Origin of the sequence: Mesorhizobium sp. B2-3-13 (assembly GCF_006442195.1) — a bacterium.
GTDB classification, from domain to species: domain Bacteria; phylum Pseudomonadota; class Alphaproteobacteria; order Rhizobiales; family Rhizobiaceae; genus Mesorhizobium; species Mesorhizobium salmacidum.
On sequence record NZ_VFVQ01000012.1, the window covers coordinates 20132 to 47097 of the forward strand.

Consider the following 26966-nt stretch of genomic DNA (forward strand, 5'->3'; position numbering starts at 1 on the left):
CTCGGCGGAGAGTTTGTAGAACGGCCACGAGGCCGCAATCAGGAGAAGATGCATGAAACTGCTGCGCTATGGCGAGATGGGGAGCGAACGTCCCGGCCTGCTCGATGCGGATGGAACGATCCGCGATCTCTCCGCACATGTCGCCGATATTGCCGGCACCACGCTTCATCCGGCCTCGCTGGATATGCTGTCGAAGCTCGACGCGAAGTCGCTGCCGGTGGTTTCCGGCAAGCCGCGCCTTGGCGCCTGCGTTGCCGGCACCGGCAAGTTCATCTGCGTCGGCCTCAACTATTCCGACCATGCCGCAGAAACCGGCGCCACCGTGCCGCCTGAGCCGATCATCTTCATGAAGGCAAGCTCGGCCATCGTCGGCCCGGACGACGACGTGCTGATCCCGCGTGGTTCCGAGAAGACCGACTGGGAAGTCGAGCTCGGCGTGATCATCGGCAGAAAAGCCAAATATGTCAGCGAAGCCGATGCGCTCGACTACGTCGCCGGCTATTGCGTCGCGCACGACGTGTCGGAACGCGCCTTCCAGGCCGAGCGCCAGGGCCAGTGGACGAAAGGCAAGAGCTGCGACACGTTCGGCCCGACCGGCCCGTGGCTGGTGACCAAGGACGAAGTGGCCGACCCGCACAACCTCAAAATGTGGCTGACGGTCAACGGCAAGACGATGCAGAACGGCTCGACCAGGACCATGGTCTATGGCGTTGCCTATCTCGTCTCCTATCTTAGCCAGTTCATGTCGCTGCACCCCGGCGACATTATTTCGACAGGCACCCCGCCCGGCGTCGGCCTCGGCATGAAGCCGCCAGTGTTCTTGAAGGCCGGCGATGTGGTGGAGCTGGGTATCGAGGGGCTGGGACAGCAGAAGCAGACGTTCAGGGCTGACGTTTAAGCGCGCCCTTCCCTTCTCCCACAACAACAAGGGGAGAAGGCAAGAAGCGTTGGCGCGTCCTACTTCAGCACCTTCCCATCCGGCCCAAACCGATACGTCTTCGCCGGATCGGGCGTCGTATAAAGCGTGGCGCCGGGTTCGGCGTCGTAGACACCGAAAATCCGCACGGTGATCAGGCCGGCCTTCTCGCAATCCAGATAAAGATTGGTGTCGGCGCCGAGATGCTCGGCATGGACGACAGTGCCCTTCCAGGCGCCGGATTTCGGATCGACGGTCAGGTGCTCGGGCCGCACGCCGATGGTCTTGGCTGTCTCGCCGAGCCGGGCGCCGTCGACGAAATTCATCTTCGGCGAGCCTATGAAGCCGGCGACAAACTCGTTTGCCGGCGAATTGTAGAGCTCCATCGGGCCGCCGATCTGCTCGATTCGGCCCGCATTGAGCACAACGATTTTGTCGGCGAGCGTCATCGCCTCGACCTGGTCGTGGGTGACATAGATCATCGTCGCCTTGAGCCGGCGATGCAGCTGCGCTATTTCCAGCCGTGTGTTGACGCGCAACGCCGCATCGAGGTTCGACAAGGGCTCGTCGAACAGGAACAGTTTTGGCTCGCGCACCACGGCGCGGCCGATGGCGACGCGCTGGCGCTGGCCGCCGGAGAGTTCCGCCGGCCGTCTTTCGAGATAAGGTTCCAGCGACAGCATGGACGAGGCAACACCGATGCGGCGATCGATTTCCGCCGCCGGCGTGTTCGCCTGCTTGAGGCCGAGGCCCATATTGTTCTTCACCGTCAGATGCGGATAAAGCGCATAGGTCTGGAACACCATGGCGATGCCGCGTTTTGCCGGCGGCGTGACGGAGACGTCGTCGCCATCGATCAGCACCCGGCCCGAGGTCGAATCCTCCAGCCCGGCGATGACGCGGAGCAAGGTCGACTTGCCGCAGCCCGAAGGCCCGACAAAGACAACGAACTCGCCGTCCGTCACTTCGAGGTCGATGCCCTTCAGCACCTCGACCGGCCCAAAGGCCTTCTTCACGTTCTCGATCTTCAACGAGCCCACGGCAGTCCTCCAAATTGATGCGTGGGCGCGAAAGCACCCCCCTCTGGCCTGCCGGCCATCTCCCCCTCAAGGAAGGAGGTTGGCAGCATCGACCCAGGCTTTCTTCTTGCAATGTTGGTGATTGGCGAAGGCAACCGAGACAGTCGATCTCCCCCCTTGAGGGGAAGATGTCCGGTAGGACAGAGGGGGGCGCCGTAGGGCGCTGACGACGACAGCCTGGTCACAGTCGCACCGCCTTGCCGCTGCGCACGCTCTCGTCGGCGGCAAGGCAGACGGCGAGCGACCGCACCGCGTCGTCCATGTGTCTGGTGAGATCGATGTCCTCGCGGATTGCCTTGAGGACAAAAGCCTGTTCGAGATCGCAGAGATCCTGATGACCGGGTTCGCCTTCCATCGACAGCATCTCGTCCGGCCTGGCGAATTTGCCGTCCGGCCCGGTCGCGGCGCTGTGCAGACGGATGGTCGAAGTCTTGGTGTGGGTGTCGATATCGTCGGACCTCACGCCCTCCTTCATGACGATCGACACGCAGCCCTTGGGCGACATGACATCCTTCACGAAGAAGGCTGTCTCGGAAATCATCGGACCCCAGCCGGCCTCGTACCAGCCGACCGAGCCGTCATCGAACAGCACCTGCAGATGGCCGTAATTGTACATGGAGGGCGCCACCTCGTCGGTCAGCCGCACGCCCATGCCACGCACCTCGACCGGTTTGGCGTCGGTGATCTGCAGCATGACGTCGAGATAGTGCACGCCGCAATCGACGATCGGCGATGTCGTCCGCATCAACTGCTTGTGCGTCTCCCAGGTATGCCCCGAGGATTGCTGATTGAGGTTCATGCGGAACACGTAAGGACCGCCGAGCTTGCGCGCCTCGGCGATCAGCCTGATCCAGGACGGGTGATGGCGCAGGATGTAGCCGATCACCAGTTTCTTGCCATTGGCCTTGGCTGCGGCGACGACGCGCTTGGCGTCCGCCACCGTCGTTGCCAGCGGCTTTTCGACGAAGACATGGCAGCCGGCCTCGAACGCCTTTACCGCATAATCGGCATGGCTGTCCGAATAGGTGGCGACGCAGGCGACGTCGGGTTTTTCCTCGCGCAGGGCGTCGTCGAATGAGCGCCTGATGCCATAGCCGGACAGCCCTCCAGGCAACGGCACGTCGGAGCGATTGACCAGCGCCGCGATCTGAAAACCCGGATTGGTGTGATAGGCCAGCGCATGGCTGCGGCCCATATTGCCGAGGCCGGCGACGATTACTCGGAGGGGATTTGGGACGCGAAGGGGTGATTCTGAACTCACTTGACGGCTCCGGAAGTAATGCCGCGGATCAGCTGCCGCGAGAAGATGACGTAGAGGATCAGCACCGGCAGGATCGCCAGCGAGAGCGCGGCTAGGATGGCGTTCCAGTTGGTGACGAATTGGCCGAGGAAAAGCTGGGCGCCGAGCGTCACCGTCTTGGTCTCTTCCGACGGCGCCAGGATCAGCGGGAACCACAGATCGTTCCAGATCGGAATCATGGTGAAGACGGCGACCGTCGCCATCGACGGCCGCACCAGCGGCACCACCAGGCGGAAGAAGATGGTGTATTCGGACAGGCCGTCGATGCGGCCGGCGTTCTTCAGGTCGTCGGAGACCTGCTTCATGAATTCGGACAGGATGAAGACGGCCAGCGGCAGGCCTTGCGCGGTGTAGACCAGGATCAGCGCCGTCAGCGTGTTGACCAGCCCGCTCGCCACCATCAATTGCAGGATGGCGACGGTGGCGAGGCGGATCGGGATCATGATGCCGAGCGCCAGGTAAAGCCCCATCAGCGTGTTGCCGCGAAAGCGGTACTCCGACAGCGCGAAGGCAGCCATGGCGCCGAACAGCAGTACGAAGAACAGCGAGCCGACGGTGACGACGAGACTGTTCTGGAAATAATGGATGAAGTCACCCTGGCCGATCACCGTGGTGTAGCCGATCATGTCGAAGGTTTTCGGCGTCGGCGGCGTCAGCGGCGCGCCGAAGATGCCGGCGCGCGACTTGAACGAATTCATGATGACCAGAACCACCGGGAAAAGCGCGATAGCCGTGTAGGTCAGCAGAATCGCGTGGGCGCCGATGGTGCGCGGGAGTGAACGGGTGGCGATGCTCATCTCTTGCCCCTCAGAACTGGTAGCGACGCAGGCGCGTCTGGATGAGGAAGAGGTAGACGCAGACACCGCCGAGGATGATCAGGAACATGATCGTGGCGATGGTCGCGCCCATGTTGGGGTCGCCGACCTGCAGCTGGAAGCCGAAGAAGGCGCGGTAGAGGAAGGTGCCGAGGATATCGGTCGAATAGTTCGGCCCGGCGAGCGCGCCTTGCGCGGTGTAGATCAGGTCGAAGGCGTTGAAATTGCCGACGAAGGTGAGGATCGAGATGATCCCGATCGAGGGCAGGATCAGCGGCAACTTGATCTTCCAGAACTGCGACAGGCCGGTGATGCCATCACATTCGGCGGCCTCGATCACCTCTTCGGGGATCGACAGCAGCGCTGCATAGATCAGCATCATCGGGATGCCGATGAACTGCCACACCGAGATCAGGCTGAGCGCGGTCAGCGCGTACTGCTCCTTGCCGAGCCACGGCGTGAACAGGCTCTTCAGGCCGACGAAGTCGAGCAGATGCGGCGCCACGCCCCACAGCGGCGACAGGATCAGCTTCCAGGCGAAGCCGACGATGACGAAGGACAGGATGGTCGGCACGAAGATCGCGGTTCGATAGAAGGCCGAGAACCGGAGCTTCGGGCTGGACAGGAGCGCGGCCAAAAGCACGCCGACCGGGTTTTGCACCAGCATGTGGATGATGAAGAACCAGACGTTGTTGCGCAGCGCGTTCCAGAAATTCACCGACCAGTTCGGGTCGCCGAACAAAGTGCGGAAATTGTCCAGGCCGACGAAGATCTGGGACTGGTCGACGTTGCGGAACAGCGAAAGCTGCAGCGTGCCGGCCAGCGGCAGGATCATGATTGCCGTATAGACCAGCACCGCCGGCGCCAGGAAGACGGCGATATGCCAGCGGAACGGTCTTTTCGGTCGTGTTTGTGCGGCCATGAGTTCGGTCCCCGCCGTCTCTCGGTTCCAGACGATGTGATGCTAGATGATGCCTCGATACTTGACCCAACCTTGCCCGGCTCGGCAAGACAAGGCCTGCGACTGATCAGCTAGCCTTCCCCAACAAGAGCAAGGGTAAGGCCGTGAGGCAGAGCCGACAATCGCAATATGGAACAGGATAATCCGGAACCGGATGGAACAGGATAATCCGGAACCGGCCGGGCACGCGCCCAGCCGGCTCCGTTGCCTGAGCTCTTACTTGGCCGGCTTATACCAGCTGTCGAGGCCGGTCTGCAGCTTCTTGGCCGCGGTTTCGGGCGTATCGGTGCCGTTGATGACGTTGGCCGATTCAACCCAGGTCTCGTTTTCGAGGTTCGGCGTGCCGCGCGACAGGATCTGGTAGGTCGAGCGGATCGTCGACTTGCACTTGCCGCGCCAGGAGACGAATTCCTGTGCCAGCGGGTCCTGCATCTTCACCGGTGCGGAGTTCAGGCTGAAGAAGCCCGGCAGCGCGTTGGCGTAGATGGTGGCGAAGTCAGGCGAGGCCACCCAGGACAGGAAGGTCTTGGCCGCGTCCGCATGCTTGGAAGCCGCATTCAAGCCCATGCCGATATCGGTATGGTCGGAGATGTAGCAGGTGTCGCCGGCCTTCTCGACCGGCGGCGGGAAGGCGCCCATCTTGAACTGGGCCTGCGTGTTGAACAGGCCGATTTCCCACGAGCCGGCCGGGTAGATGGCGGCGCGGCCGAGCGTGAACAGGTTCTGGCTGTCCGGATAGGTCTGGGCTTCGAAGCCGTCGCCGAGATAAGGCTTCCACTTGGCCAGTTCCTCAAAGGGAGCGACCCAATCCTTGTCGGTCAGCTTCTGATCGCCCTTGATCAGCGCCTTGCGGCCGTCCTCGCCCTTCCAGTAGTTGGGGCCGATGTTCTGGTAGCCCATGGTCGCGGCTTCCCAGAGGTCCTTGGTGCCCATCGCCATCGGGATGTAGGTGCCGTCGGCCTTGATCTTGTCGAGCGCGGCGAAGAACTCGTCGCGGGTCTGCGGCACCTTGATGCCGAGCTTGTCGAACGCGTCCTTGTTGTAGATGAAGCCGTGGATGACCGACGCCATCGGCACGCAGAAGCTCGCCTTGCCGTCATCGGTCTGCCAGGCGGACTTGGCGACGGGCGAGAAGTTTTCCATGCCGGGCAGCGCCGAGAGATCGGCAAGGTTGCCCTTCTTGAACAGTTCGAGCGATTTGTCGAACGGGCGGCAGGTGATCAGGTCGCCCGCCGAACCGGCGGCGAGCTTGGCGCCGAGCGCGGCGTCATATTCGGTCGGAGCCGAGGGGGCGAACACCACCTTGATGCCGGGGTTCTTGGCTTCGAAGGCCGGGATCAGCTTGTCCTTCCAGATGGCAAGGTCGTCGCCGCGCCAGCTTTCGATGTTGAGCGTTACGTCCTCGGCGTGAGCCAATCCGGCCGAGCCGAGAATGCTTGTGCCCAGAAGCAGTGCCGTCAGTAGTTTCGTTGTCATGCTCATTCTCCCTGTTGACCTTTTTCAGGTTCGGTTTTGATGAGAACCTAGGCTTTGGAGCCCTTGTTCCCCTCGATCGCGGAAAGGGCTGGCCGCAGCTTATGGCCTGTCCGTTCCAGTATCTTCTGCGCCGCGTCGGCGCTGTCGGCGCCGGCGGCGAGCAGAATGGCGGTCTTGACCGCGCCGCCGCTCTTTTCGAGCAGGCTGGCGGCCTCTTCGTGGCCGCGGCCGCTGACGGCGGCAACGATGCGCGCCGCCCGGTCGCGCAGCTTCATGTTGTCGGCCATGAGGTTGACCATGTAGCCGTCATGGACATGGCCGAGATGAATGGCGGTCAGCGTCGACAGCATGTTGAGAGCGATCTTCTGCGCCGTGCCGGCGCCCATGCGGGTCGAGCCGGCGATGACTTCCGGCGGCGTTTCGAGCAGGATGGCGGTGTCGGCCTGCCGGAGCAGAGCCGAGTCCCTGTTGTTGGCGATGCCGATGGTGGCGGCACCCCGGCGCCGCGCGTCCTCGATGGCGCGCACCGCATAGGGCGTCGTGCCGCTGGCGGAAAGAGCGATCAGGCAATCGCCCGCGCCGATGCCGGCATTGGCGACCGCGGTCGACGCCTCCTCGGTATCATCCTCGGGCCCACCGGCCAGTGTCCTGAAGGCTTCGTCGCCGCCGGCCATCAGAATGGCGATGCGGTCGCGCTGGATGCCGAACGTGCCGGGCAGTTCCAGCGCGTCGGCCAGCGCCATCAGGCCGGAGCTGCCGGCCGCGGCATAGGCAAGCTTGCCGCCGCTGCTCAGGCAGCCGGCGATGATCTCGGCTGCCCTGGCGATGGAGGGAATGGCGTTGCGGACGGCCTTCGCGGCCTCGACCTGGGCATCGGCCAGCGAGCCGAGGATCGCTTCGGGAGCCTGGATATCCAGCCCCTCGGCATTCCCATGCAGCGCTTCGGTGCGCGTTTCGGCCATCCCAGTTCCTCCAATCCACAAAACAATACCAAAAAAATACCACTTGTCCACACGCATTAACGAATTCGTGGACAGGAAATCGCTGAGCCGACGAATTGCCCAGTTTTCTCAATCAAATGCGCTTAATCTTTTTGAAGCGGAAATTACCCCTTGGCTATTGGTATTTTATTGGTATTATTCGCCCGGAGGAGAAATCGCGTGAAATTCGTGCTCGGCATCGATGGCGGCGGCACCAGCTGCAGGGCCGCACTGGCTACAGCGGAGGGCGTTGTCGTCGGCCGCGGCAAAAGCGGCGCCGCCAATATCCGCACCGACCTCACCGGCGCCCGTTCGAACATCGTCGATGCGGCGCGGCAGGCTTTTATCGCCGCCGGGCAAGATCCCGAGCTCATCCCGCAAACACCGGCCATTCTCGGCCTTGCCGGCGCCAATGTCGGCACTTACCGGCAGCAGCTCGAGGCGATCCTGCCGTTCAGCACCAGCCGCGTCGAGACCGATGCGGAAATCGCGCTCGAAGGCGCGGTCGGTTCGGGTGACGGCGCGATGGCGATTCTTGGCACCGGCACAGCCTATATGGCGCGCAAGGATGGCAAATCTCGTGCCATCGGCGGCTGGGGATTCCAGGTCGGCGACCAGGGCAGCGGCGCCCGCATCGGCCGCGACCTCCTGGAACAGACATTGCTCGCGCATGATGGCGTGCGCCAGGCCTCGCCGCTGACCGACAGCATGATGGCCGTTTTCCGCAACAATCCCGAGGACGTGGTCGAATTCACCACCAACGCCAAACCAGGCGATTTCGGCGGCTTCGCGCCGAAAGTGTTCGAACACGCGCAAAAAGGCGACATCGTCGCCAACTGGATCCTCGACAAGGCGGTCGCCGATGTCGAGGCCTCGCTCGGCGCGCTCGAGCTCGCGGCCGGAGCGCCGCTCTGCCTGCTCGGCGGACTGGCACCGCTCTACGCGCCGCGCCTGTCGGCGCGCTACCGCGCCCTGCTGAAGGAACCGCTCGACGATGCGCTAGGCGGTGCGGTGCAGATGGCGGCGCGTCTGTTCGCCAGGACAGAGGCCGCACGATGAGCGATGCCGCCGACCAGATCTTCGCCGCGCTCAAACAATCCTCGCAAAGCGGTGCGCCGCTTTATCTGCAGCTGCGCAAAAGCATCGAGGACGCCGTCAATCGCGGGCTGATCGGCCCGGGCGACGCGCTGCCTTCCGAGCGCGACATCGCCACCAAGGCCGACATTTCGCGCGTCACCGTGCGCAAGGCGGTGCAGGACCTGGTCAAGGGCGGCATATTGGTGCAGCGGCACGGCTCCGGCACCTTCGTGGCGCCGCGCATGGAACGCGTCGAGCAGTCGCTGTCGCGGCTGACCTCCTTCACCGAGGACATGGCGCGGCGCGGCATGGCGGTGCGCTCGGCCTGGCTCGACCGCGGCCTCTACGCGCCGTCGCCCGACGAGATGATGGTGCTCGGCCTGTCGTCGAACGAGCTGGTGGCACGCGTGGCGCGCCTGCGCATCGCCAACGACACGCCGCTGGCGATCGAACGCGCCTCGCTCTCGGCCAGCGTGCTGCCCGACCCGGCCGGCATTGGCTCCTCGCTCTACGCGGCACTGGAACTGACCGGCAACCGGCCGGTGCGCGCCGTGCAGCGCATCTCCGCCGCCAATCTCGGCGATGGCGATGCGCGCCTGCTCGAAGTGCCGCCAGGCATTGCCGGCCTGCACATCGAGCGTATTTCTTATCTGGCGAGCGGCAAGGTGATCGAGTTCACCCGCTCCATCTACCGGGGCGACGCCTATGATTTCGTCGCCGAGCTGCGGCTGACAGGGCCAAGCGAAGAGGGCCGACCATGATTGCCAACACCACTCATATGCAGCGCGAGATCGAGGAGATCCCGCAGGCGGTTGCCCGCCTGCTCGACGGCTCGGGAGCGGTGCTGGCCGAAGCCGGGCGCGGCATCAGGGAACGCGATCCGCATTTCGTCGTCACCGTGGCACGTGGCTCGTCCGACCATGCCGCCACCTTCATGAAATATGCCGTCGAGCTGACCGCGGGCCTTGCCGTCGCCTCGGTCGGGCCCTCCATCGCCTCGATCTACGGCCGCAAGCTCCGGCTTGACGGCTCGGCTTGCCTGGCGATCTCGCAATCGGGCAAGAGTCCCGACATCGTCGCCATGGCCGAAACCGCCCGGGCCGGCGGCGCGCTGACCATCGCGGTAACCAACACCGCTGATTCGCCGCTCGCACGGGCCTCGGATTTCGCCATCGACATCCTGGCCGGCCCCGAGCGCAGCGTCGCGGCAACCAAGACCTTCATCAACTCCGCCGTTGCCGGGCTCGCCCTGATGGCGCATTCGACCGGCGACGAAGCGCTTCTCGCGGCACTTGCCCGCCTGCCCGAGCATTTCGGCAAGGCGATCGCTTGCGGCTGGATGAGCATTCTGGCCGAAACGATCGAGAAGCAGAAGTCGCTGTTCATCCTTGGCCGAGGGCCGTCGGCGGCAATGGCCAACGAAGCGGCGCTGAAGTTCAAGGAGACCTGCGGCATGCATGCCGAAGCCTACAGCGCGGCCGAAGTCATGCACGGCCCGCTGGCGCTGATCGGCCCCGACTTTCCGGTGCTGGCGCTGGCCGCGCGCGACGCGTCCGAGCCATCCGTCGCCGAAGCCGCCGACAGCCTGGCGGCCAAGGGCGCGCCGGTGTTCGTCACCTCGGCACTCGCCAATCGTGCCACGCGCCTGCCGCATGTCGCCACCGGTCACCCGCTGACCGATCCGCTGACGCTGATCGTCTCCTTCTACATGTTCGTCGAGGCCTTTGCCAGGCATCGCGGCCTCGATCCGGACGCACCACGCAACCTTCGCAAGGTGACGGAGACCGTATGAGCGACCGTTTTGCCCTGACCGGCGCCCGCATCTTCGACGGCGACGACTGGCATGAAGGCGCAGCCCTTGTCGTGCGCGACGGCCTCGTCGAAGCCATGCTGCCGCAAGGCGCCCTTCCCGGGGATCTCCGCGCCATCGATACCGGTGGCGGCATGCTGGTGCCGGGCTTTGTCGATATCCAGGTCAATGGCGGCGGCGGGGTGATGCTCAACGACCATCCCGACGTCGCCTCGATTGAAACCATCTGCCGCGCGCATGCACCGTTCGGCACGACGGCGCTGCTGCCGACGCTGATCACCGACACGCCCGCAATCACCGCCGCTGCGATCGCCGCCGGCGAAGCGGCGGCGCTGCAGAAAGTGCCGGGTTTTCTCGGCCTGCATCTGGAAGGTCCGCATCTGTCGATCGCCCGCAAGGGCGCTCACGATCCGGCGCTGATCCGGCCGATGACGGACGCCGACCAGGCCATGCTGATCGCGGCACGCCAGAAGCTGCCGGTGCTGCTCACCACGATCGCGCCGGAATCCGTCGACGCGACCCGCGTCAGGGCGTTGGCCAAGGCCGGGATCATCGTCAGCCTCGGCCATTCGGACACGGGCCATGCCACGGCAAAAGCCTTCGCCGAGGCCGGCGCCAGCGTCGTTACCCACCTCTTCAACGCGATGAGCCAGATCGGCAATCGCGAGCCCGGACTGGCGGGCGCGGCCATCGACATCGGTACCTTGTCGGCCGGGCTGATCGCCGACGGCATCCATGTCCATCCGGCCACGATCAGGATCGCGCTCGATGCCAAGCAGGGACCGGGCAGGATCGTGCTGGTCACCGACGCGATGGCGACCATCGGCACCGATATGAGCTCGTTCACGCTCAACGGCCGCACCATCTACCGCAAGGACGGGAGCCTCAGGCTTGCCGACGGCACGCTGGCTGGCGCCGACCTCGACATGATCTCTGCAATCCGGTTCATGCACCGCACCGTTGGGCTCGAGCTGTCCGAAGCCCTGCGCATGGCCTCGCTCTATCCGGCGCAGGCGATCGACCAGTCGCACCGGCTTGGCCGCTTCGCCAAGGGCACGGCGGCGGACATCGTTGCGCTGTCGGACGATCTTGGCATAGGAAGCGTCTGGATCGGCGGCGACAAGGTGTTCGAGGCTGTCGCTCCCCGCTGAGAGCGAGGCCATGCGGACAATCGATTGTGTCGTCGCCGGAGCAGGCGTCGTCGGGCTGGCCATTGCCAGGGCGCTTGCCTTGCCGGGCCGCGAGGTGGTGGTGATCGAAAAAGGCCGACGCGATCGGTACGGTCACCAGTTCACGCAATTCGGAAGTCATCCATGCCGGGCTCCATTATGCGCCTGGCAGCCTGAAGGCCCGGCTGTGCGTCGAAGGCCGCCGGCTTCTCTACGCCTACTGCGCCGAACACGATATCGCCCATCGCCGCGCCGGCAAGCTGATCGTCGCCAGCGAGCCCGGCCAGGCGGACAGGTTGCGGGCGATCGAGGCCAATGCGAAGCGCTGCGGGGTCGACGATCTCCAGCTTTTGACGCGCGGCGAGGCCGAGCGCCTGGAACCGGCGCTGACCTGTGCCTCCGCGCTGCTGTCGCCATCGACCGGCATCATAGACAGCCATACGCTGATGTTGTCGCTGCGCGGCGACGCCGAAGCGGCCGGCGCGTCCTTTGCGTTCCTCACTTGCGTTGCCGGAGCGGCGATCGAAGCCGACGCGATCCGGATCGACACGCGCGATGCCAATGGCGAGACCTTCGCCTTGGAGGCCGGCGCTTTCGTCAACGCCACAGGCCTCGACGCGCAGCGGTGGCCAGCCGGATCGACGGTTTCCCAAGGAGGCTCGTCCCCCGGCAGTGGCTGGCGCGCGGCAATTATTTCGCGCTTCCGGGGCGGTCGCCGTTTTCGCGCCTGATCTATCCGGTTCCGGTCGAAGGCGGCCTCGGCATCCACCTGACGCTCGACCTCGCCGGCAATGCGCGCTTTGGCCCCGACGTCGAATGGATCGACAGCGTGGATTACACGGTCGACCCCGGCCGAAGCGCTGTCTTCCACGAGGCGATCCGCCGCTATTGGCCTGATCTTGCGGGTGACGCGCTGCAGCCGGCCTATGCCGGCATCAGGCCGAAGCTGTCCGGCCCGGGTCAAGCTTCAGCCGATTTCATGATCCAGGGTCCAGCCGATCATGGGGCGAGCCAGATCGTCAATCTGTTCGGCATCGAGAGCCCCGGCCTGACGGCGAGCCTGGCGATCGCCGACCATGTCGTCGAACTCTTGTACCCGACCTGAACCGGCACGTCGCGCCGGGCCGGAGCGGGACATCTGCTTAGCCGACTTTGGTTGAGGCGTAGAGATCCTTGTAGCTGTCGCGAAGCAAGTTCTTCTGCACCTTGCCCATCGTGTTGCGCGGCAGTTCGTCGACGAAGATCACCCGTTTGGGGTGCTTGTACTTCGCCATACGGCCGGTGATGGCGTCGAGGATTTCGGCCGCGGTGATCCGCGACGCGGGCGAGCGCACGACGACAGCGGTGACGCCTTCGCCGAAGTCCGGATGGGCAAGGCCAATGACGGCGCTTTCCAGGACGCCGTCGAGCGCGTCGATCTCGCTTTCGAGCTCCTTCGGATAGACGTTGTAACCGCCTGAGATAATCAGGTCCTTGCCGCGACCGACGATGTGGACATAGCCGTCGGCATCGATCATGCCGAGATCACCGGTGATGAAGAAGCCGTCGGCGCGGAATTCCGCCTTGGTCTTTTCCGGCATGCGCCAGTAGCCGCCGAACACGTTGGGACCCTTGACCTCGATCATGCCGACCTCGCCCTGGCCAAGAGGCTTGCCGGAATCGGGATCGGCAATGCGCAGCGATACGCCAGGCAAGGGGAAGCCGACCGTGCCGGCGCGCCGCTCGCCCTCATAGGGGTTGGAAGTGTTCATGTTGGTCTCGGTCATGCCATAGCGCTCGAGGATGGCGTGGCCGGTACGCTCGCTCCAGGCCTTGTGCGTTTCGGCCAGCAGCGGCGCGGAACCGGATACGAACAGGCGGATGTTTTTCGCCGCCTCGCGATCCAGCCCTTCCTGCTGCAGCAGCCTGGTGTAGAAGGTCGGTACGCCCATCAGTGCGGTGGCGCGCGGCAGCAGCGAGACGATGCGGCCCGCGTCGAATTTCTGCTCGAACAGCATCGAGGCGCCGGCCATCAAGACGACGTTGGTGGCGACGAACAGGCCGTGCGTGTGGAAGATCGGCAGCGCGTGGATCAGCACGTCGTCCCTGGTAAAGCGCCATTGCTCGACCAGCACCCGCGCGTTCGAGGCGAGGTTCTCGTGGCTGAGCATGGCGCCTTTCGAGCGGCCGGTCGTTCCCGACGTGTAGAGGATCGCCGCAAGGTCGTCGCCGCCGCGCTCGACATCGTGGAAATCGGAGGACTGGCGCGATGCCTGGTCCGCAAGGGATCCCCGGCCATTGCGGTCGAGCGTGACCACCACGGCACCGGACGGGTCGACCATCCCACGGATATCCGCCGACCGTGCCGGATCGCAGACGATGACCCGGGGTGCCGCATCGTGGAAGAAATAGCCGAGCTCGGCCAGCGTGTAGGCGGTGTTGAGCGGCAGGAAGACAGCACCGGCGCGCACACAGGCGAGATAGAGCAAAACCATCTCCGGGCTCTTCTCCACCTGCACGGCGACCCGGTCGCCGGGCGCGACGTCCATTTGCAGGAGCGCATGCGCGAACTGCGCCGACCGCGCCAGCATGTCGCCATAGGTGAGCGAGCGTCCATCATCGGTTTCCATCAACAGATGCCCAGGCGCTGGCATCCGGGACCGGAACGCATCGAACAGATGATTGCTCATGAAATCTTCCTGGGTGACGGCAATTGGGGGGGTGACGGTAATTGGGGTGACGGCAATGTCGACGCCGGCTGTGGGTCGGCACGCGGGGAAGCGTTCGCGTTTCCCGGCCGGCCGTCAAGCCGCAGACGGCTGCCGGCCCTGCCGAAGAGATCCGTCAGCAGAGCGCGCCGATCAAACAGCCGTCAACGGTGGGCGCGCTGGCTCGGACCGGCGGCGACCTGTGGTGCCTCGCCTTGCTTGAAGCGTTCCATGCACATGGCGGCGGTCAGCTGGTAGTGATCGATCAGGGCCTGGACGGCGCCATCCGCGTTTCCGTCCAGCGCATTTTCAGCAATCAGCCGGTGTTCGGCGAAATCGTCGCGCTGGATCCTCTCGCCGTCATTGGCCATCTGGCGATAGCGGTAGGCGTGATCGGACAGCTGGTCGCAGAAGCCCACCAGCCAGTGCGACCGGCAGGCCGAGATCAGCACCCGATGGAAAGTGCGATGCAATTTCTCCCAGTCCGGATTGAGCGACGAGGTACTTTGCGGCGAAAGCCGTGAGGCGCGCCCCAGGCGATGCAGCGCCAGCACCAATTGTTCTTCCCATTCGGCGGTGCGGTGGGCGATCGATTCGCGCAGCGCCCGCTCCTCGAGCCAGCAGCGGGTGCGCGTCAGCTCCTCGAGTTCGGCCGCACTGACCGGCATGATGAAGAAGCCGCGCTGATCATGGCGGCCGAGGAGACCTTCGGAGGCAAGGCGATTGAGAGCTTCGCGAACCGGAGAGGCACCGGCGCCATATTTGGAAACGACCCACTCGACGCGCAGCTTGCTTTCGGCTTCCAGAGCGCCGCCGAGAAGATCATCACGCAATTGATGATAGACCGTGCTGGCAAGCGTACTCTTGGCGCCCGTGCCGTCGTCGTTCAGATTGGCAGCTCCATATGTCAAAGCGACTCCTTGTCCACAACTGTCGTCTTGGGCAATTCGAGTCAGAAATTCCCCTCTGTGCATGTACCATACAGCGCCACGCTTCCGCCGCTCAAGCAGAAGATCGCGTTATTGTACTTTAGAACAAAGAAATATACCCAATCGGCGCGCCGATCGCGGGAATTCGAATATCTCTACAACCAGCAGAACCTTAAAGCGTTTTGTATGCACGCATGGCCATCTGTTTCTTGTGTCCCCATGCGAGCATCTTTTCTGCCGCGCGCAAAGACAGTCGCGGTTTGGTCGGTTCAGGCCTTCTGCACGGATTTGATTCGGCCCGGACGCTGAGGGGCCACTCTCGGCACCACGTTCTTGGTCTACCGAAATTGAAAACCGGTCGATCGGCTGCGTTAGCCGGCGGCCTCGTCGGCCGCGGTCCTGATCGCCTCGATGTTGGCGCGGTACGCTTCGACGCTGCCGCCCCTGAAGATGGCGGCACCGGCCACCAGCACGTCGGCGCCGGCAGATGTGACCAGCGGCGCGGTTTCCGGCGAGACGCCGCCGTCGATCTCGATGCGGATCGGCCGGTCGCCGATCAATGCCTTGACCCTTTTCACCTTGTCGACCATTGCCGGGATGAAGGCCTGCCCGCCGAAACCCGGATTGACGGTCATGATCAGGATCAGGTCGAGCCGGTCGAGCACATATTCGACGGCGCTTTCCGGCGTCGCCGGATTGAGTGAGACGCCGGCCTTCTTGCCGAGATTCCTGATGGTCTGCAGCGAGCGGTCGAGATGCGGTCCGGCCTCGGCATGCACCGTCATGCCGTCGCAGCCGGCCTCGGCGAAGGCGGCGAGGTAGGGGTCGGCGGGCGCGATCATCAGGTGGCAGTCGAAAAAGGCTTGGGTGCGGTTGCGGATCGCCTTGATGACAGGCGGGCCGAAGGTGATGTTCGGCACGAAGTGCCCGTCCATCACGTCGAGATGGATCCAGTCGGCACCGGCCGCCGCCACCGCCTCGACCTCGTCACCGAGCTTCGAGAAATCCGATGCCAGCACCGACGGTGCGATCAAGGTTTTTTTGCTCATCTCGCAGCCTTTCCGGGCGCCCTTTCCGTACGGACGCCCCGAACCGACTGCCTAAAGCGCTCCCGGCGACTTGTCGAGGGCGCAAGTACAGCGGTTCCACAGGGAGGGTAACGTCGCGGCGCTCGCCGATCCTGTTGCCGTCAATCACCGCCTGACCTGGTCACAAAGAAAAACCCGCCGGATTGCTCCGGCGGGTGGTTCTCGTTTGGCGTCGCGCGGATGGTTACTGCTGCTGGAGTTTCAGGACCCTGTTTGGAACCGGATCCTGTTGCTGGTCGATCTGCTGCCTGCGCCGCGGCAGCAATTGCAGCAGCTGACCCGGATCGATTTCCAGCGACGGCTGCCCGCGTATCGGCCTGCAGTTCGGGTACCGCCCGATCGTACCCTCCGGGCAGTGTCGCCTGAAGATCGGCTGGCACTGGCCGTTGACCATCTGCGAGCCCGGCGCGCATTCGCTCTCTTGCCTGGGCTTGCGGCATGCGCCGTCGATCACCTCGGTCCCACGCGGACAGACGCATTCGCCGCGCTTGTTGTGGACCTGGCCGCGTATGTCGCACTGCTGCATGTCAGGCTGCTTGCGCCGGCAGGCATTGCCTTGCACCTCCGTACCCCTCGGGCAGACGCAATTGCCATCGGAGTCATGGACCTGGCCACGAATGGTGCACTGGTCAGGCTGCGGCCGGATCTGACGGCAGGCGCCGTCCCGCACCTCGGTGCCTTGCGGGCAGACGCAGTCCCCGTCCGCGTTGTGGACCTGGCCACGGATGCTGCACTGCTCGGGCTTCGGCCGAGTTGGGCGGCAGGCGCCGTTGCGCACCTCGGTGTCTTGCGGGCAGACACAGTCGCCGTCGGCATTGCGGAATTGGCCAGGGATGCGGCACTGCTGTGGTTTTGGCCGGATCTGACGGCAGGCGCCGTCCCGCACCTCGGTGCCGCGCGGGCAGACACAGTCGCCGTCGGCGTCGTGGACCTGACCACGGATGGTGCACTGCTCGGGCTTGTCGGTCCTGACGCATTTTCCGTTCTCCAGCTCCGTGCCGCGCGGGCAGACGCAACGTCCGTCCTCGGTGCGGATCTGGCCTTCGAGCAGCACGCAGCGCGGCGGCGGTGGCAACGGCAGAACATTGGTGCCGCCGCCCGTGCACTGGCCGTTGCGGAAGGTGGTGCCTTCCGGGCAGGCGCAGCGGCCGGCGTCGTTCATGACAAAGCCCGGCGAGCACTCATTCTTCACCTCATGCGTGATGATGAACGGATGGCACGCATAGGCCTTGCCGCGATCGCCCTGGACGTTGGTTGCATCCTTGGACAGGACGTCGGCGCCGCCCTGTACCCGTGTGTCGGGAGAGAGCACGCCAACGCAGTTCTGGCCATTGACGTTGCCCTGCTGATTGGCAAGACGCCCGTCGTCGGGGATGACCACTGTCACACGGTGCGACTGGCTTTCGCCGGCGCCGAGGGTCAGGTTGGCGATGCAGGAGGCCGGCAAGATCGTCGGTTCCGGCGAGCAGCCGAAGGGCGGGTCGATCGAGGTGATCGCAACGCCTTCCAGTCGGCCAAGCCCCTCCACCCCGATCGCATCACCGATGCGGACCGGACCCGAGAAGGGGCTCGTCCCGTCATTTGTGACGGTGATGTCGAACGAACAGGGCCGGCCGAGCCTGCATTCGCGGTCGCCGGTCTTCTCGACACGGATGGTCGAGGAGCCGCCGCCCTTGGCGCAGGCCTGGCCGATCGGATAGACGACGTCGTCGCCCTGCGCCGGGCCATAGGAGCCCCGTGCGCAGTTCTGGAACTCGCCATTGGCCGAAACCGTCACATCGAAGTGCCTGGAGGTTCCGGGCGTCATGACGGCGCCGGGAATCTGGCACGACAGAGTGTTGGCCGGGACCGGTCCGCACGCCCATTCCGCACCGTCAGGGGTGACGGTCTGGATCTGCACGGGCGCTCCGCCCGACACCAGAGTGGCGGCATCGTTGACCCGCACCGGACCGGTGGGGGCAGCCGTGCCGACGCTGCTGACGGTGATGCGGCAGGAAACCAGCGCCGCACCAGCCAGCGAGCCGTTGCACACCTTGGTGATGCGCAATGTCGGCTGGCCGCCATTGGGGTGGCGGATGCGTTCCTTGGCGCAGGCCCTGTTGTTGGTGAGATCGACCTCACCGGGGATGGCCTTCACCTCGGCGCAGTTCTCGACCATGTCCGACCGATAGCTGGCCGGCACCACCGCCTTGACGAAGATCGGCGTCGAAGCGCCCGCAGGCAGCGAGATGCCGGCATGGTCGCAGCGGAACTGGCCGGGGCCGTTCGGGCCGCAGGTCCAGGGCGGGCTCGGTCCGAAGGTCGAGGACGTCGGTGCGCCGCTTGGGTAATTGTCGATCACCGTCAGCGGTCCGTTATAGGTCGATGTGCCGTTGTTGATGATGTCGATGATGAAGGTGCAGACGCCATCGGCGGTGCAGACTTCGGTGCGGGCACGCTTCTTGAGGATCAGGTCCACCTTCTTCTCGACCGGCGGCTGGCAATCCGGGTTGCGGTCGCCGCGGCGGCAGATCGGGATCGACGCGCAGCCCCGGTCATTGGCCTGGCTGCCGAAAAGCGGCTTGCCGCTGGCGCCGTAATTATAGGTGGCGCAGTTGCGCAGCACGCTGCCCTGCCAGCCTCCGGCCGGCCTGAAGCCGAGCTTGAGGTCGACAAAGGCCCCCGGATTGAGCGTGGTCACCGGGTAGGTGCACGTCATGGGGGTGGTTCCCGGCGCGCAGACCCAGGGCGGATTGGGCCCTGAACTCAGCGTCGAGCCGGCCGGCAGCGTCACCTCGTCGAGCACGATCTTGCCGTTGTAGGGCCCCGTGCCGACATTGGTGACCCGGATGGTGAAGTCGCAGCCGCCGGCCATGGTACAGCGTGTGACGTCGGCATGCTTTTCAACCTTGAGGTCCGGTTCCTTGTCCCTAGGTGGGCACCTCTGGCCACGCGGGATGACGATGTCGATGGTTTGCGTGCAGCACAGGCCCCAGCCCTCCTTCGGTCCGGCATAGGTCTCGATGCCGGTGACGATGAGGTGGATGACGTCGCCGGGTGACGCGCCGACGATCTTCCAGTTGAGCACCCCGCCGCCTGCCGGCACCTTCTGGGTGTCGGGGATGATGGTGATGCCTGATGAGGTCGTCGACACCTGCGCCCACTTGCCGCCCATCTCCGGGCCGACAGGCATGTGATAGATGAAGGCACCACCGCCGGGCACGCAGTCGACCGTGCCGCGCTCGACCTTGAAGCACTCATGGTCGGTTGGGGGCGGAGGTTGCTTGTCGCATTTGGTGAGGTCGATCCGGATCGAGGTCTTTTCGCCGGTCGCGATGTTGCCATCGTCCGGCTTGCCCGGATCCTGCGAGGGGATGATGGTTCCCGTGCCGATGCCGCCGGTGACCTTGATCAGGCCCTGATTGTCGACATTGGCCGGCGCTGGAAACGCGGCGTGGTCGATCTTGGCCGTGATGCGGAAGGTGATGACGCGTTCGTTCAGTGCCCCCGAGCCATCCAGATCGCTGGCGGACATCCGGAAATCGGAAACCGTTGCCGTATCGTTGGGTCCGGCCGAATTGCTGATGGCGGCGGCAGGCAAAGGCCCCCCCGACGCATCGGTGCCGTCGCCGGAGACCGTCACGTTGACGATGGAAAGACCGTGCGGAAGCTGGTCCTTGAACTCGAGCTGGGCTTTCTTCAGCGCCGCCTCGAGGCCCGGATCGGCAAAGCCCTGCGGATTGCCGCGCAGGCCGAAGGTCAAGGTGTAGAAGACATAGTCGCAGCTGCGCTGGCCGCCGGTCTTGGTGAAGAACGGCACGACACGTCCGGGCTCCGGATTGATGATGCGCGGATTGTCGAGCTGCAACGGCTGCACATCTGGGCTGGTGACAGCCTGGACGGTCTGGGCGGCGGATGCCGGCAGTGCGGGCGCAAGGGCGACCGCGATACCGGCCGCCATCAGCCAGCGCGCACCGCGCCTGGCATATGACAGGGGGTTCATGATCGTCTCCATGACGGTTTTTTGCGTTTGGGTCGCGAGCGGGGATGGGGCAAGACTGTTCATCTTCGCCTCCTCAACGTTCGCAGCTGACGGCTGGGGTCCGGAGCGGCAAGGTCATCTTGCAGCAAGGGTAGTAGCCACCCTTGTCCTTGTCGGACTTCCTGTAGAAGCAAAGTCCAACATCTACTCTGTCGCCCGGATAGTGGCCGGTGATGTCGATCGTGTACGGCTTGCCCGGCGCATGCGACATGGGTGAGGTCACCCCGACGCCTGGCGTCCTGGACTGGGCCTTGATCGAATCGCCGCCGAAGCCGGCATGGTCATGGAGATAGAGATCGGCCTCGAGGCCATGCGGCGTGCAGAAATACCGCACGTCCTCGACATCGAGACACGGAGGCAGATTGCCGGGCGGTGGGAAGTCCGGCGGGTACAAGGGGGGCTCATAGCCGCCCGGTATTTCCTCATAGTAGCCGGCACGGCCCTCGCAGGGGCGCCAGACGGCGACGTCGCCGACATGGCCTTCCACTTCAGGATCCTCGAAATAGCCGTCGAAATCGACGAACCAGGAGCCGAAGGGCGGCACGTTGGCCGGTTTGACGAGGTCCTTGGGCGTGATCTGCACGCCATGGACGGCAAGCGGCCCGCCGGCAGCGAGCTTTTCGGCGAGCTCGGGGTTGTCGCGCAATTTATCGCCGGTGTTGACCAAGGTCTGGGTGCAGACCGAGGTGTCGAGATTGCCGTCGGCGTCGTAGCCGTATTGCAGGTCGAGGCCGCCGGCCGACTGCCTGTTGCCTTGCGGGAAGCCGACCGCATATTCCTGCGGCGCTTCCACCCAGATCGATTCCGTCGAGGGATCGTCCGGGTTTTCCCTGAAGTAGCGGATGACCTCGCCCTTGCCGGAATCGGCGAAGCGGCTGTAGTCGTAGCGGTTTTCGGTCGGGCCGCGTTGCGCAAGGTACATGAAGCCGCTGTTGTCGAAGGCAATGTCGGTGACGGCGTAGTCCTTGTCGGCCTTGACCGTCAGTTCCCAACGCGGATCGCCGGCGAAGGTGCCGTCGCGGGCAATGCCCACCGACCAGATTTCAGACTTTTCGCCGACCGAATAGTAGAGCCGGCCGCCATGATAGGAGACGGCCCAGACGCGGCGCTCGTCCTGGGTGTAGCCCCAGGTCTCGGCGTCTTCGGTGTCGAAGGCGGCGCCCTGTATGTCCATCACCGCGCCATCGTCGGCGACGGGAGCCAGCCCATGCGCCGGTCGCCCTGCGACGCCATGGTCGAAGGTGTCGATCGGTCCGCCGTCGGCGTCGATGCGATGGATCAGGCCGGTGTCGAGGTCGGAGGCGAAGAACTGGCGATGGACGGGATCGAAGGTGAGGTTGCCGATGCCGGGACCGCTGTTGGTCTCGATGTCGGCGAATTTGGCGACCTGGCCGGTGATGCCGTCGATCTTCCAGATGGTACCTGGTCCGCCGCCGTTTTCGGTGCCGAACTGGCCCTCCATGAAAGTGGCGCCCGCCGTGCCGCGGCGCTGCCGCTCCGGCCTGCCGTCCTTGTCGGCGTCCGGGGTGACGATCTCGACGCCATGCAGCGAGGTGGCGGCGGCATAGAGGTTGGGAATGCCCGATGGCACACCGTCGCGCACGCCGTCATCATAGGCGAGGCCGAACACCTCGCCGATCTGGCCTGATGTCACCTCGAAAGGCGGCGGCGTGAAGACGAGCTGGCCGGAGGCCGGGCCGCCCAGATGCGAAACATCGAACACGCGCAAGCTGGCGCGCGAAGTGTCGATGAAGGTCTCGTCGACCGGATCGACGCCGGGCGGCAGGCCCTCGTCGAAATTCGGGATGATGGTGCCGGGAAAGCCGGTGACCGCCATCGAACCGGGATAAATGATCTGGGTTTCCTGCGCCTGGGCGGCGCCTCCAAGCCACAGGCTGGCGGCAAGTGCCAGCACCAGCAAGCCGCTGCCTGCATGCGCAGCTCGTCGCAAGCCGCCGGCAAAATGGAGAGAAGACACAAACGTGCCGTGGACGCGAGACATGAAGCTACCCCCGTTAGCCACGGGAGAAACACCCGGCATCGCCGCGCAAATCAGGGCAAGGCGCGGTGGTCCGGCACGTTCTTCCCTGATCGAATTGTCTGCTTTCCTCACAGTCACGATACGCCTGCTCCTGCGCAGGGTCAACGGAATCAGCGGAAAGCCCAGCGCATCGACCCCGTCCCGAAGGCGGTGGTTGCGCCGAGCTCCTGTTGGTCCCGGAGACCATGGAGTCTCTGGGTTGCTGGTCATGGGGCCTTCCTTTCCGGGGCCGCACCATGCGGCACCTGGACATCAGTCGCGGGCGGAGGTGGAAAGGTTCATGGAAGCCTTGCGCAGAATGCTTGCGCGCGATGCCGCCTGTTCTTATATACGCGCCAAGCCGTGCGGCGCCGGAGAACCGGTGGCCGGACGGGATTTCTTGTGAACAGGGGCTTTCGTCGGAACGCCTTACCGGGTCCTGAGAGCCTGCTTAGCGGAGAGACTAGAAAAATGGCAAAAGTAATCGGTATCGATCTCGGCACCACCAACTCCTGTATCGCCATCATGGATGGCAAGGAGCCGAAGGTAATCGAGAATGCGGAAGGCGCGCGCACGACGCCTTCCATCGTCGCCATCTCGGGCGACGGCGAACGTCTAGTCGGCCAGCCGGCCAAGCGCCAGGCGGTCACCAATCCTGAAAACACCATCTTCGCGGTCAAGCGCCTGATCGGCCGCCGCTATGACGATCCGGTGACGGAGAAGGACAAGAAGCTCGTCCCCTACAAGATCGTCAAGGGCGACAATGGCGATGCCTGGGTCGAGGCCGGCGGCAAGAAGCAGTCGCCCTCGCAGATCTCGGCCATGATCCTGCAGAAGATGAAGGAAACGGCGGAGGCCTATCTCGGCGAGAAGGTCGAGAAGGCGGTCATCACCGTTCCGGCCTATTTCAACGACGCCCAGCGCCAGGCGACCAAGGACGCCGGCAAGATCGCCGGCCTCGAAGTGCTGCGCATCATCAACGAGCCGACCGCGGCAGCACTTGCCTACGGCCTCGACAAGAAGGAAGGCAAGACCATTGCCGTCTATGACCTTGGCGGCGGCACGTTCGACATTTCGGTGCTCGAGATCGGCGACGGCGTGTTCGAGGTGAAGTCGACCAATGGCGACACCTTCCTCGGCGGCGAGGATTTCGACATGCGCCTGGTCGAGTATCTGGCGGCCGAGTTCAAGAAGGAACAGGGCATAGACCTGAAGAACGACAAGCTCGCCCTGCAGCGCCTCAAGGAGGCGGCCGAGAAGGCCAAGATCGAGCTGTCGTCGACGACGCAGACCGAAATCAACCTGCCCTTCATCACGGCCGACGCGACCGGACCGAAGCACCTGACGCTGAAGCTGACGCGCGCCAAGTTCGAAAGCCTGGTCGAGGATCTCGTCCAGCGCACCATCGAGCCGTGCAAGGCGGCGCTCAAGGACGCCGGCCTGAAGGCCGCTGAGATCGACGAAGTGGTCCTGGTCGGCGGCATGACCCGCATGCCCAAGATCCAGGAGATCGTGAAGCAGTTCTTCGGCAAGGAGCCGCACAAGGGCGTCAACCCGGATGAGGTCGTCGCACTCGGCGCCGCCATTCAGGCCGGCGTGCTGCAGGGCGACGTCAAGGACGTGCTGCTGCTCGACGTGACGCCGCTGTCGCTCGGCATCGAGACGCTGGGCGGCGTGTTCACGCGGCTGATCGAACGCAACACGACGATCCCGACTAAGAAGAGCCAGGTGTTCTCGACGGCCGAGGATTCGCAGTCGGCCGTGACCATCCGCGTCTTCCAGGGCGAGCGTGAAATGGCCGCCGACAACAAGGCGCTCGGCCAGTTCGATCTGGTCGGCATTCCGCCGGCGCCGCGTGGCGTGCCGCAGATCGAAGTCACCTTCGACATCGACGCCAACGGCATTGTCAACGTCTCGGCCAAGGACAAGGGCACCGGCAAGGAGCACCAGATCCGCATCCAGGCGTCGGGTGGTCTTTCGGACGCCGACATCGAGAAGATGGTCAAGGACGCCGAGGCCAACGCCGACACCGACAAGAAGCGTCGCGCCGTGGTCGAGGCCCGCAACCAGGCCGAAGCCCTGGTGCATTCGTCGGAGAAGTCGCTGAAGGAATATGGCGACAAGGTCTCCGAGGCCGAGCGCACCGCTATATCCGATGCGATCGCGGCGCTGAAGACCGCTGCCGAGGGCGACGATCCGGCCGACATCGAGGCCAAGAGCCAGGTGCTTGCCGAAGCCTCCATGAAGCTTGGCCAGGCCATGTACGAGGCCTCGCAGAAGGAAGCGGCGGAAGCCGATGCCAAGGCGGATGCCGCCAAGGACTCCGATGTGGTCGACGCCGATTTCGAGGAAATCGACGAGGACGACGACAAGAAGAAATCGGCCTGAACGGTCTGACGGCAAGATAATGCGAAAAGCCCGGCGCAAGGCCGGGCTTTTTTGCAACCCTCGCTGAAAAAAATGCGAGCGCTGCCGAAAAAATCACTGAAAACCACGGACAAGTTCGCGCCGGCCCTAGCATACGGGCAGCACCGCTCCTAAATCGAACAACGTGCCGGCAAACGACGCACATCATGCATCAAGACGTTGATCCGGAACTGCGGGAAAAAATGAAAGCTGATTTCTACGAAACGCTGGGCGTGCAAAAGGGCGCCGACGACAAGGAGCTCAAGAGCGCTTTTCGCAAGCTCGCCATGCAGTTCCATCCCGACCGCAACCCCGGCGATCATTCCTGCGAGCACAAGTTCAAGGAAATCAACGAAGCCTACGAGACGCTGAAGGACCCGCAGAAGCGCGCCGCCTATGATCGTTTCGGCCACGCCGCCTTCGAGCAGGGCGGCATGAATGGCGCGCAGGGCTTTGGTGCGGGCGGCTTTGCCGATATCTTCGAGGATATTTTCGGCGACATGATGGGCGGCCGCCAGCGCCGCTCTTCCGGTGGCCGCGAGCGCGGCGCCGACCTGCGCTACAACATGGAGATCTCGCTGGAGGAAGCCTTCGCGGGCAAGACCGCGCAGATTCGCGTGCCGGCTTCGATATCCTGCACGGAATGCTCCGGCAGCGGCGCCAAGCCGGGCACCCAGCCGGTCACCTGCTCGATGTGCAACGGCCACGGCAAGGTGCGCGCCACGCAAGGGTTTTTCTCGATCGAGCGGACCTGCCCGCAATGCCAGGGCCGTGGCCAGACGATCAAGGATCCCTGCCCGAAGTGCGCTGGCCAGGGCCGTATCACCGAGGAGCGTTCGCTGTCGGTCAACATCCCGGCCGGCATCGAGGACGGCACCCGCATCCGCCTGGCCAATGAGGGCGAGGCCGGGCTGCGCGGCGGGCCGTCGGGCGACCTCTATATCTTCCTGGCCGTCAAGCCGCACGAATTCTTCCAGCGCGACGGCGCCGATCTCTATTGCAAGGTGCCGATCTCGATGACGACGGCGGCCCTTGGCGGGTCGTTCGAGGTGACGACGCTCGACGGCACACAGACCAAGGTGAAGGTGACCGAAGGCACGCAGAACGGACGCCAGTTCCGCCTCAAGGGCAAGGGCATGCCTGTGTTGCGCCAGCCCAATGTCGGCGACCTCTACATCCAGACCGCGGTCGAGACGCCGCAGAACCTGTCGCGCCGCCAGCGCGAATTGCTGGAGGAGTTCGAACAACTGTCCTCGCAGGACAATTCGCCCCAATCGAGCGGCTTTTTCGCCCGCATGAAGGACTTTTTCGAATCTTTCGGCGAGCGTTGAGACGCGACGAAAACTATCTTATCCACGCCATAGGCAAGGCCGCGCCTTGCCTTGCGTCATCCAGGTGTTAAGTAGCTTCCAAGGGGAGCGCTGAGGAGAGCTTGCATGGCACGTGGTCACGGACTGCGGAAGGCGTTTGCCGAGAAGTTCGACGACGAACTCAAATTCTTCAAGGGCTGGATCGACAAGCCGAAGACGGTCGGCTCCATTGTTCCGACCAGCTCGATCACCGCCCGCAAGATGGCTTCGATCGTCAACCCGAAGTCCGGACTGCCGGTGCTCGAGGTCGGTCCCGGTACCGGGGTCATCACCCGCGCCATCCTCGCCCAGGGCGTGCGGCCTGAAAACCTCTACGCGGTCGAATATTCCACCGATTTCGTGCGCCACCTGCGCCAGCTCTATCCCGGCGTCAACGTCATCGAGGGCGATGCCTTCAACCTCAACGCCACGCTTGGCGAGAGAAGCGGGATGATCTTCGATAGCGTCGTTTCCGGAGTGCCGCTGCTCAACTTCCCGGTCGCCCAGCGCATCGCCTATATCGAAAGCCTGCTCGACCGCATCCCGGCCGGACGGCCGATCGTGCAGCTGACCTATGGTCCGATGTCGCCGATCCCGGCCGGCCGCGGCGACTACACGGTCAAGCATTTCGACTTCATCTTCCGCAATATCCCGCCGACGCAGCTGTGGATCTACCGCCGCGAAGCACATTAGGGTGCGCCGAGATTCAGGTGAGGCCGGCCTGCAAATGGCTGATACCTGCGCTTCCGGTGCTCACGTACGAAAGTACGCTCCGCTCCGGTTCTCGGCATCAGCCATTTTCGACTCGCCCTGACCTGAATTTCAACGCACCCATCACGCGTTTACGCCAGGTCGTTTTCGATTTTCGCGCTGGCGCGTTGAT

Annotated in this window: 19 protein-coding genes and 1 pseudogene; 9 read left to right on the forward strand and 11 right to left on the reverse strand. The window is 64.3% G+C overall.

Going from position 1 to position 26966, the window contains the following annotated elements; all coding sequences use genetic code 11:
* Positions 1 to 52 precede the first annotated feature (52 nt).
* On the forward strand, positions 53 to 898 hold the full coding sequence (locus FJ941_RS15750) for a fumarylacetoacetate hydrolase family protein (RefSeq protein WP_140506928.1): 846 nt from the start codon (positions 53 to 55) through the stop codon (positions 896 to 898).
* 59 nt (positions 899 to 957) lie between these two features.
* Here FJ941_RS15750 and FJ941_RS15755 read toward each other — a convergent pair whose 3' ends face one another.
* The 6 genes from FJ941_RS15755 to FJ941_RS15785 all read right to left on the reverse strand — a co-directional run bounded on the left by FJ941_RS15755 (position 958) and on the right by FJ941_RS15785 (position 7509).
* The gene (locus FJ941_RS15755; RefSeq protein ID WP_140506929.1) at positions 958 to 1956 is read right to left on the reverse strand and encodes an ABC transporter ATP-binding protein; all 999 of its coding nucleotides are present in this window, start codon (positions 1954 to 1956) and stop codon (positions 958 to 960) included.
* 220 nt (positions 1957 to 2176) lie between these two features.
* Positions 2177 to 3256, reverse strand: coding sequence for a Gfo/Idh/MocA family oxidoreductase (locus FJ941_RS15765; RefSeq protein WP_281405571.1), 1080 nt, complete (start codon positions 3254 to 3256; stop codon positions 2177 to 2179).
* Positions 3253 to 4092, reverse strand: coding sequence for a carbohydrate ABC transporter permease (locus tag FJ941_RS15770; protein WP_027142496.1), 840 nt, complete (start codon positions 4090 to 4092; stop codon positions 3253 to 3255). The genes FJ941_RS15765 and FJ941_RS15770 overlap by 4 nt, the downstream gene beginning before the upstream one ends.
* Before the next feature lie 10 nt (positions 4093 to 4102).
* Positions 4103 to 5032 carry a sugar ABC transporter permease gene (locus FJ941_RS15775; protein WP_140506933.1) on the reverse strand — a complete coding sequence of 310 codons (930 nt, stop codon included), beginning with the start codon at positions 5030 to 5032 and terminating at the stop codon, positions 4103 to 4105.
* Between the two features lie 255 nt (positions 5033 to 5287).
* Positions 5288 to 6547 carry an ABC transporter substrate-binding protein gene (locus FJ941_RS15780; protein ID WP_140506935.1) on the reverse strand — a complete coding sequence of 420 codons (1260 nt, stop codon included), beginning with the start codon at positions 6545 to 6547 and terminating at the stop codon, positions 5288 to 5290.
* Positions 6548 to 6594: 47 nt separating this feature from the next.
* Positions 6595 to 7509, reverse strand: a complete 915-nt coding sequence (locus tag FJ941_RS15785; RefSeq protein WP_140506937.1) for an N-acetylmuramic acid 6-phosphate etherase — start codon at positions 7507 to 7509, stop codon at positions 6595 to 6597.
* Positions 7510 to 7707: 198 nt separating this feature from the next.
* Here FJ941_RS15785 and FJ941_RS15790 point away from each other — a divergent pair, with 198 nt between their 5' ends.
* From FJ941_RS15790 to FJ941_RS15810, 5 genes and pseudogenes are all read left to right on the forward strand, one after another.
* Positions 7708 to 8586, forward strand: a complete 879-nt coding sequence (locus FJ941_RS15790; protein WP_140506939.1) for an N-acetylglucosamine kinase — start codon at positions 7708 to 7710, stop codon at positions 8584 to 8586.
* Complete coding sequence (locus tag FJ941_RS15795) at positions 8583 to 9365, forward strand: GntR family transcriptional regulator (RefSeq protein ID WP_027142499.1); 783 nt, start codon at positions 8583 to 8585, stop codon at positions 9363 to 9365. The genes FJ941_RS15790 and FJ941_RS15795 overlap by 4 nt, the downstream gene beginning before the upstream one ends.
* Positions 9362 to 10396 (forward strand): SIS domain-containing protein, encoded by a 1035-nt coding sequence (locus FJ941_RS15800; RefSeq protein WP_140506941.1) that lies wholly within the window; start codon positions 9362 to 9364, stop codon positions 10394 to 10396. Before FJ941_RS15795 ends, FJ941_RS15800 begins: the two co-directional genes overlap by 4 nt.
* Positions 10393 to 11565: an N-acetylglucosamine-6-phosphate deacetylase gene (nagA, locus tag FJ941_RS15805; RefSeq protein WP_140506943.1), complete on the forward strand. Its 1173-nt coding sequence runs from the start codon at positions 10393 to 10395 to the stop codon at positions 11563 to 11565. Before FJ941_RS15800 ends, nagA begins: the two co-directional genes overlap by 4 nt.
* A gap of 10 nt (positions 11566 to 11575) precedes the next feature.
* Positions 11576 to 12688 (forward strand): annotated as a pseudogene (locus FJ941_RS15810) (NAD(P)/FAD-dependent oxidoreductase).
* A 37-nt stretch (positions 12689 to 12725) separates the two neighbouring features.
* On the opposite strand, the gene FJ941_RS15815 reads toward FJ941_RS15810, so the two are convergent.
* From FJ941_RS15815 to FJ941_RS15835, 5 genes are all read right to left on the reverse strand, one after another.
* Entirely contained in the window at positions 12726 to 14252 is a 1527-nt protein-coding gene (locus FJ941_RS15815; protein WP_140506945.1) for a malonyl-CoA synthase, read from the reverse strand.
* A 182-nt stretch (positions 14253 to 14434) separates the two neighbouring features.
* A complete protein-coding gene (locus FJ941_RS15820; RefSeq protein ID WP_140506946.1) occupies positions 14435 to 15181 on the reverse strand; it encodes a GntR family transcriptional regulator in 747 nt (248 codons plus the stop codon).
* Positions 15182 to 15570: 389 nt separating this feature from the next.
* Complete coding sequence (gene rpe / locus FJ941_RS15825; RefSeq protein WP_140506948.1) at positions 15571 to 16248, reverse strand: ribulose-phosphate 3-epimerase; 678 nt, start codon at positions 16246 to 16248, stop codon at positions 15571 to 15573.
* A 223-nt stretch (positions 16249 to 16471) separates the two neighbouring features.
* Positions 16472 to 20332, reverse strand: coding sequence for a hypothetical protein (locus tag FJ941_RS15830; protein ID WP_140506950.1), 3861 nt, complete (start codon positions 20330 to 20332; stop codon positions 16472 to 16474).
* Positions 20333 to 20342: 10 nt separating this feature from the next.
* Positions 20343 to 22310, reverse strand: a complete 1968-nt coding sequence (locus tag FJ941_RS15835; RefSeq protein ID WP_140506951.1) for a hypothetical protein — start codon at positions 22308 to 22310, stop codon at positions 20343 to 20345.
* A gap of 489 nt (positions 22311 to 22799) precedes the next feature.
* Between FJ941_RS15835 and dnaK the strand changes: the two genes are divergently transcribed.
* The 3 genes from dnaK to pmtA all read left to right on the forward strand — a co-directional run bounded on the left by dnaK (position 22800) and on the right by pmtA (position 26776).
* On the forward strand, positions 22800 to 24716 hold the full coding sequence (gene dnaK / locus FJ941_RS15840) for a molecular chaperone DnaK (RefSeq protein WP_140506953.1): 1917 nt from the start codon (positions 22800 to 22802) through the stop codon (positions 24714 to 24716).
* Between the two features lie 221 nt (positions 24717 to 24937).
* Positions 24938 to 26065: a molecular chaperone DnaJ gene (dnaJ, locus tag FJ941_RS15845; protein ID WP_140507208.1), complete on the forward strand. Its 1128-nt coding sequence runs from the start codon at positions 24938 to 24940 to the stop codon at positions 26063 to 26065.
* 105 nt (positions 26066 to 26170) lie between these two features.
* Positions 26171 to 26776, forward strand: a complete 606-nt coding sequence (gene pmtA / locus FJ941_RS15850) for a phospholipid N-methyltransferase PmtA (RefSeq protein ID WP_140506955.1) — start codon at positions 26171 to 26173, stop codon at positions 26774 to 26776.
* Positions 26777 to 26966 lie beyond the last annotated feature (190 nt).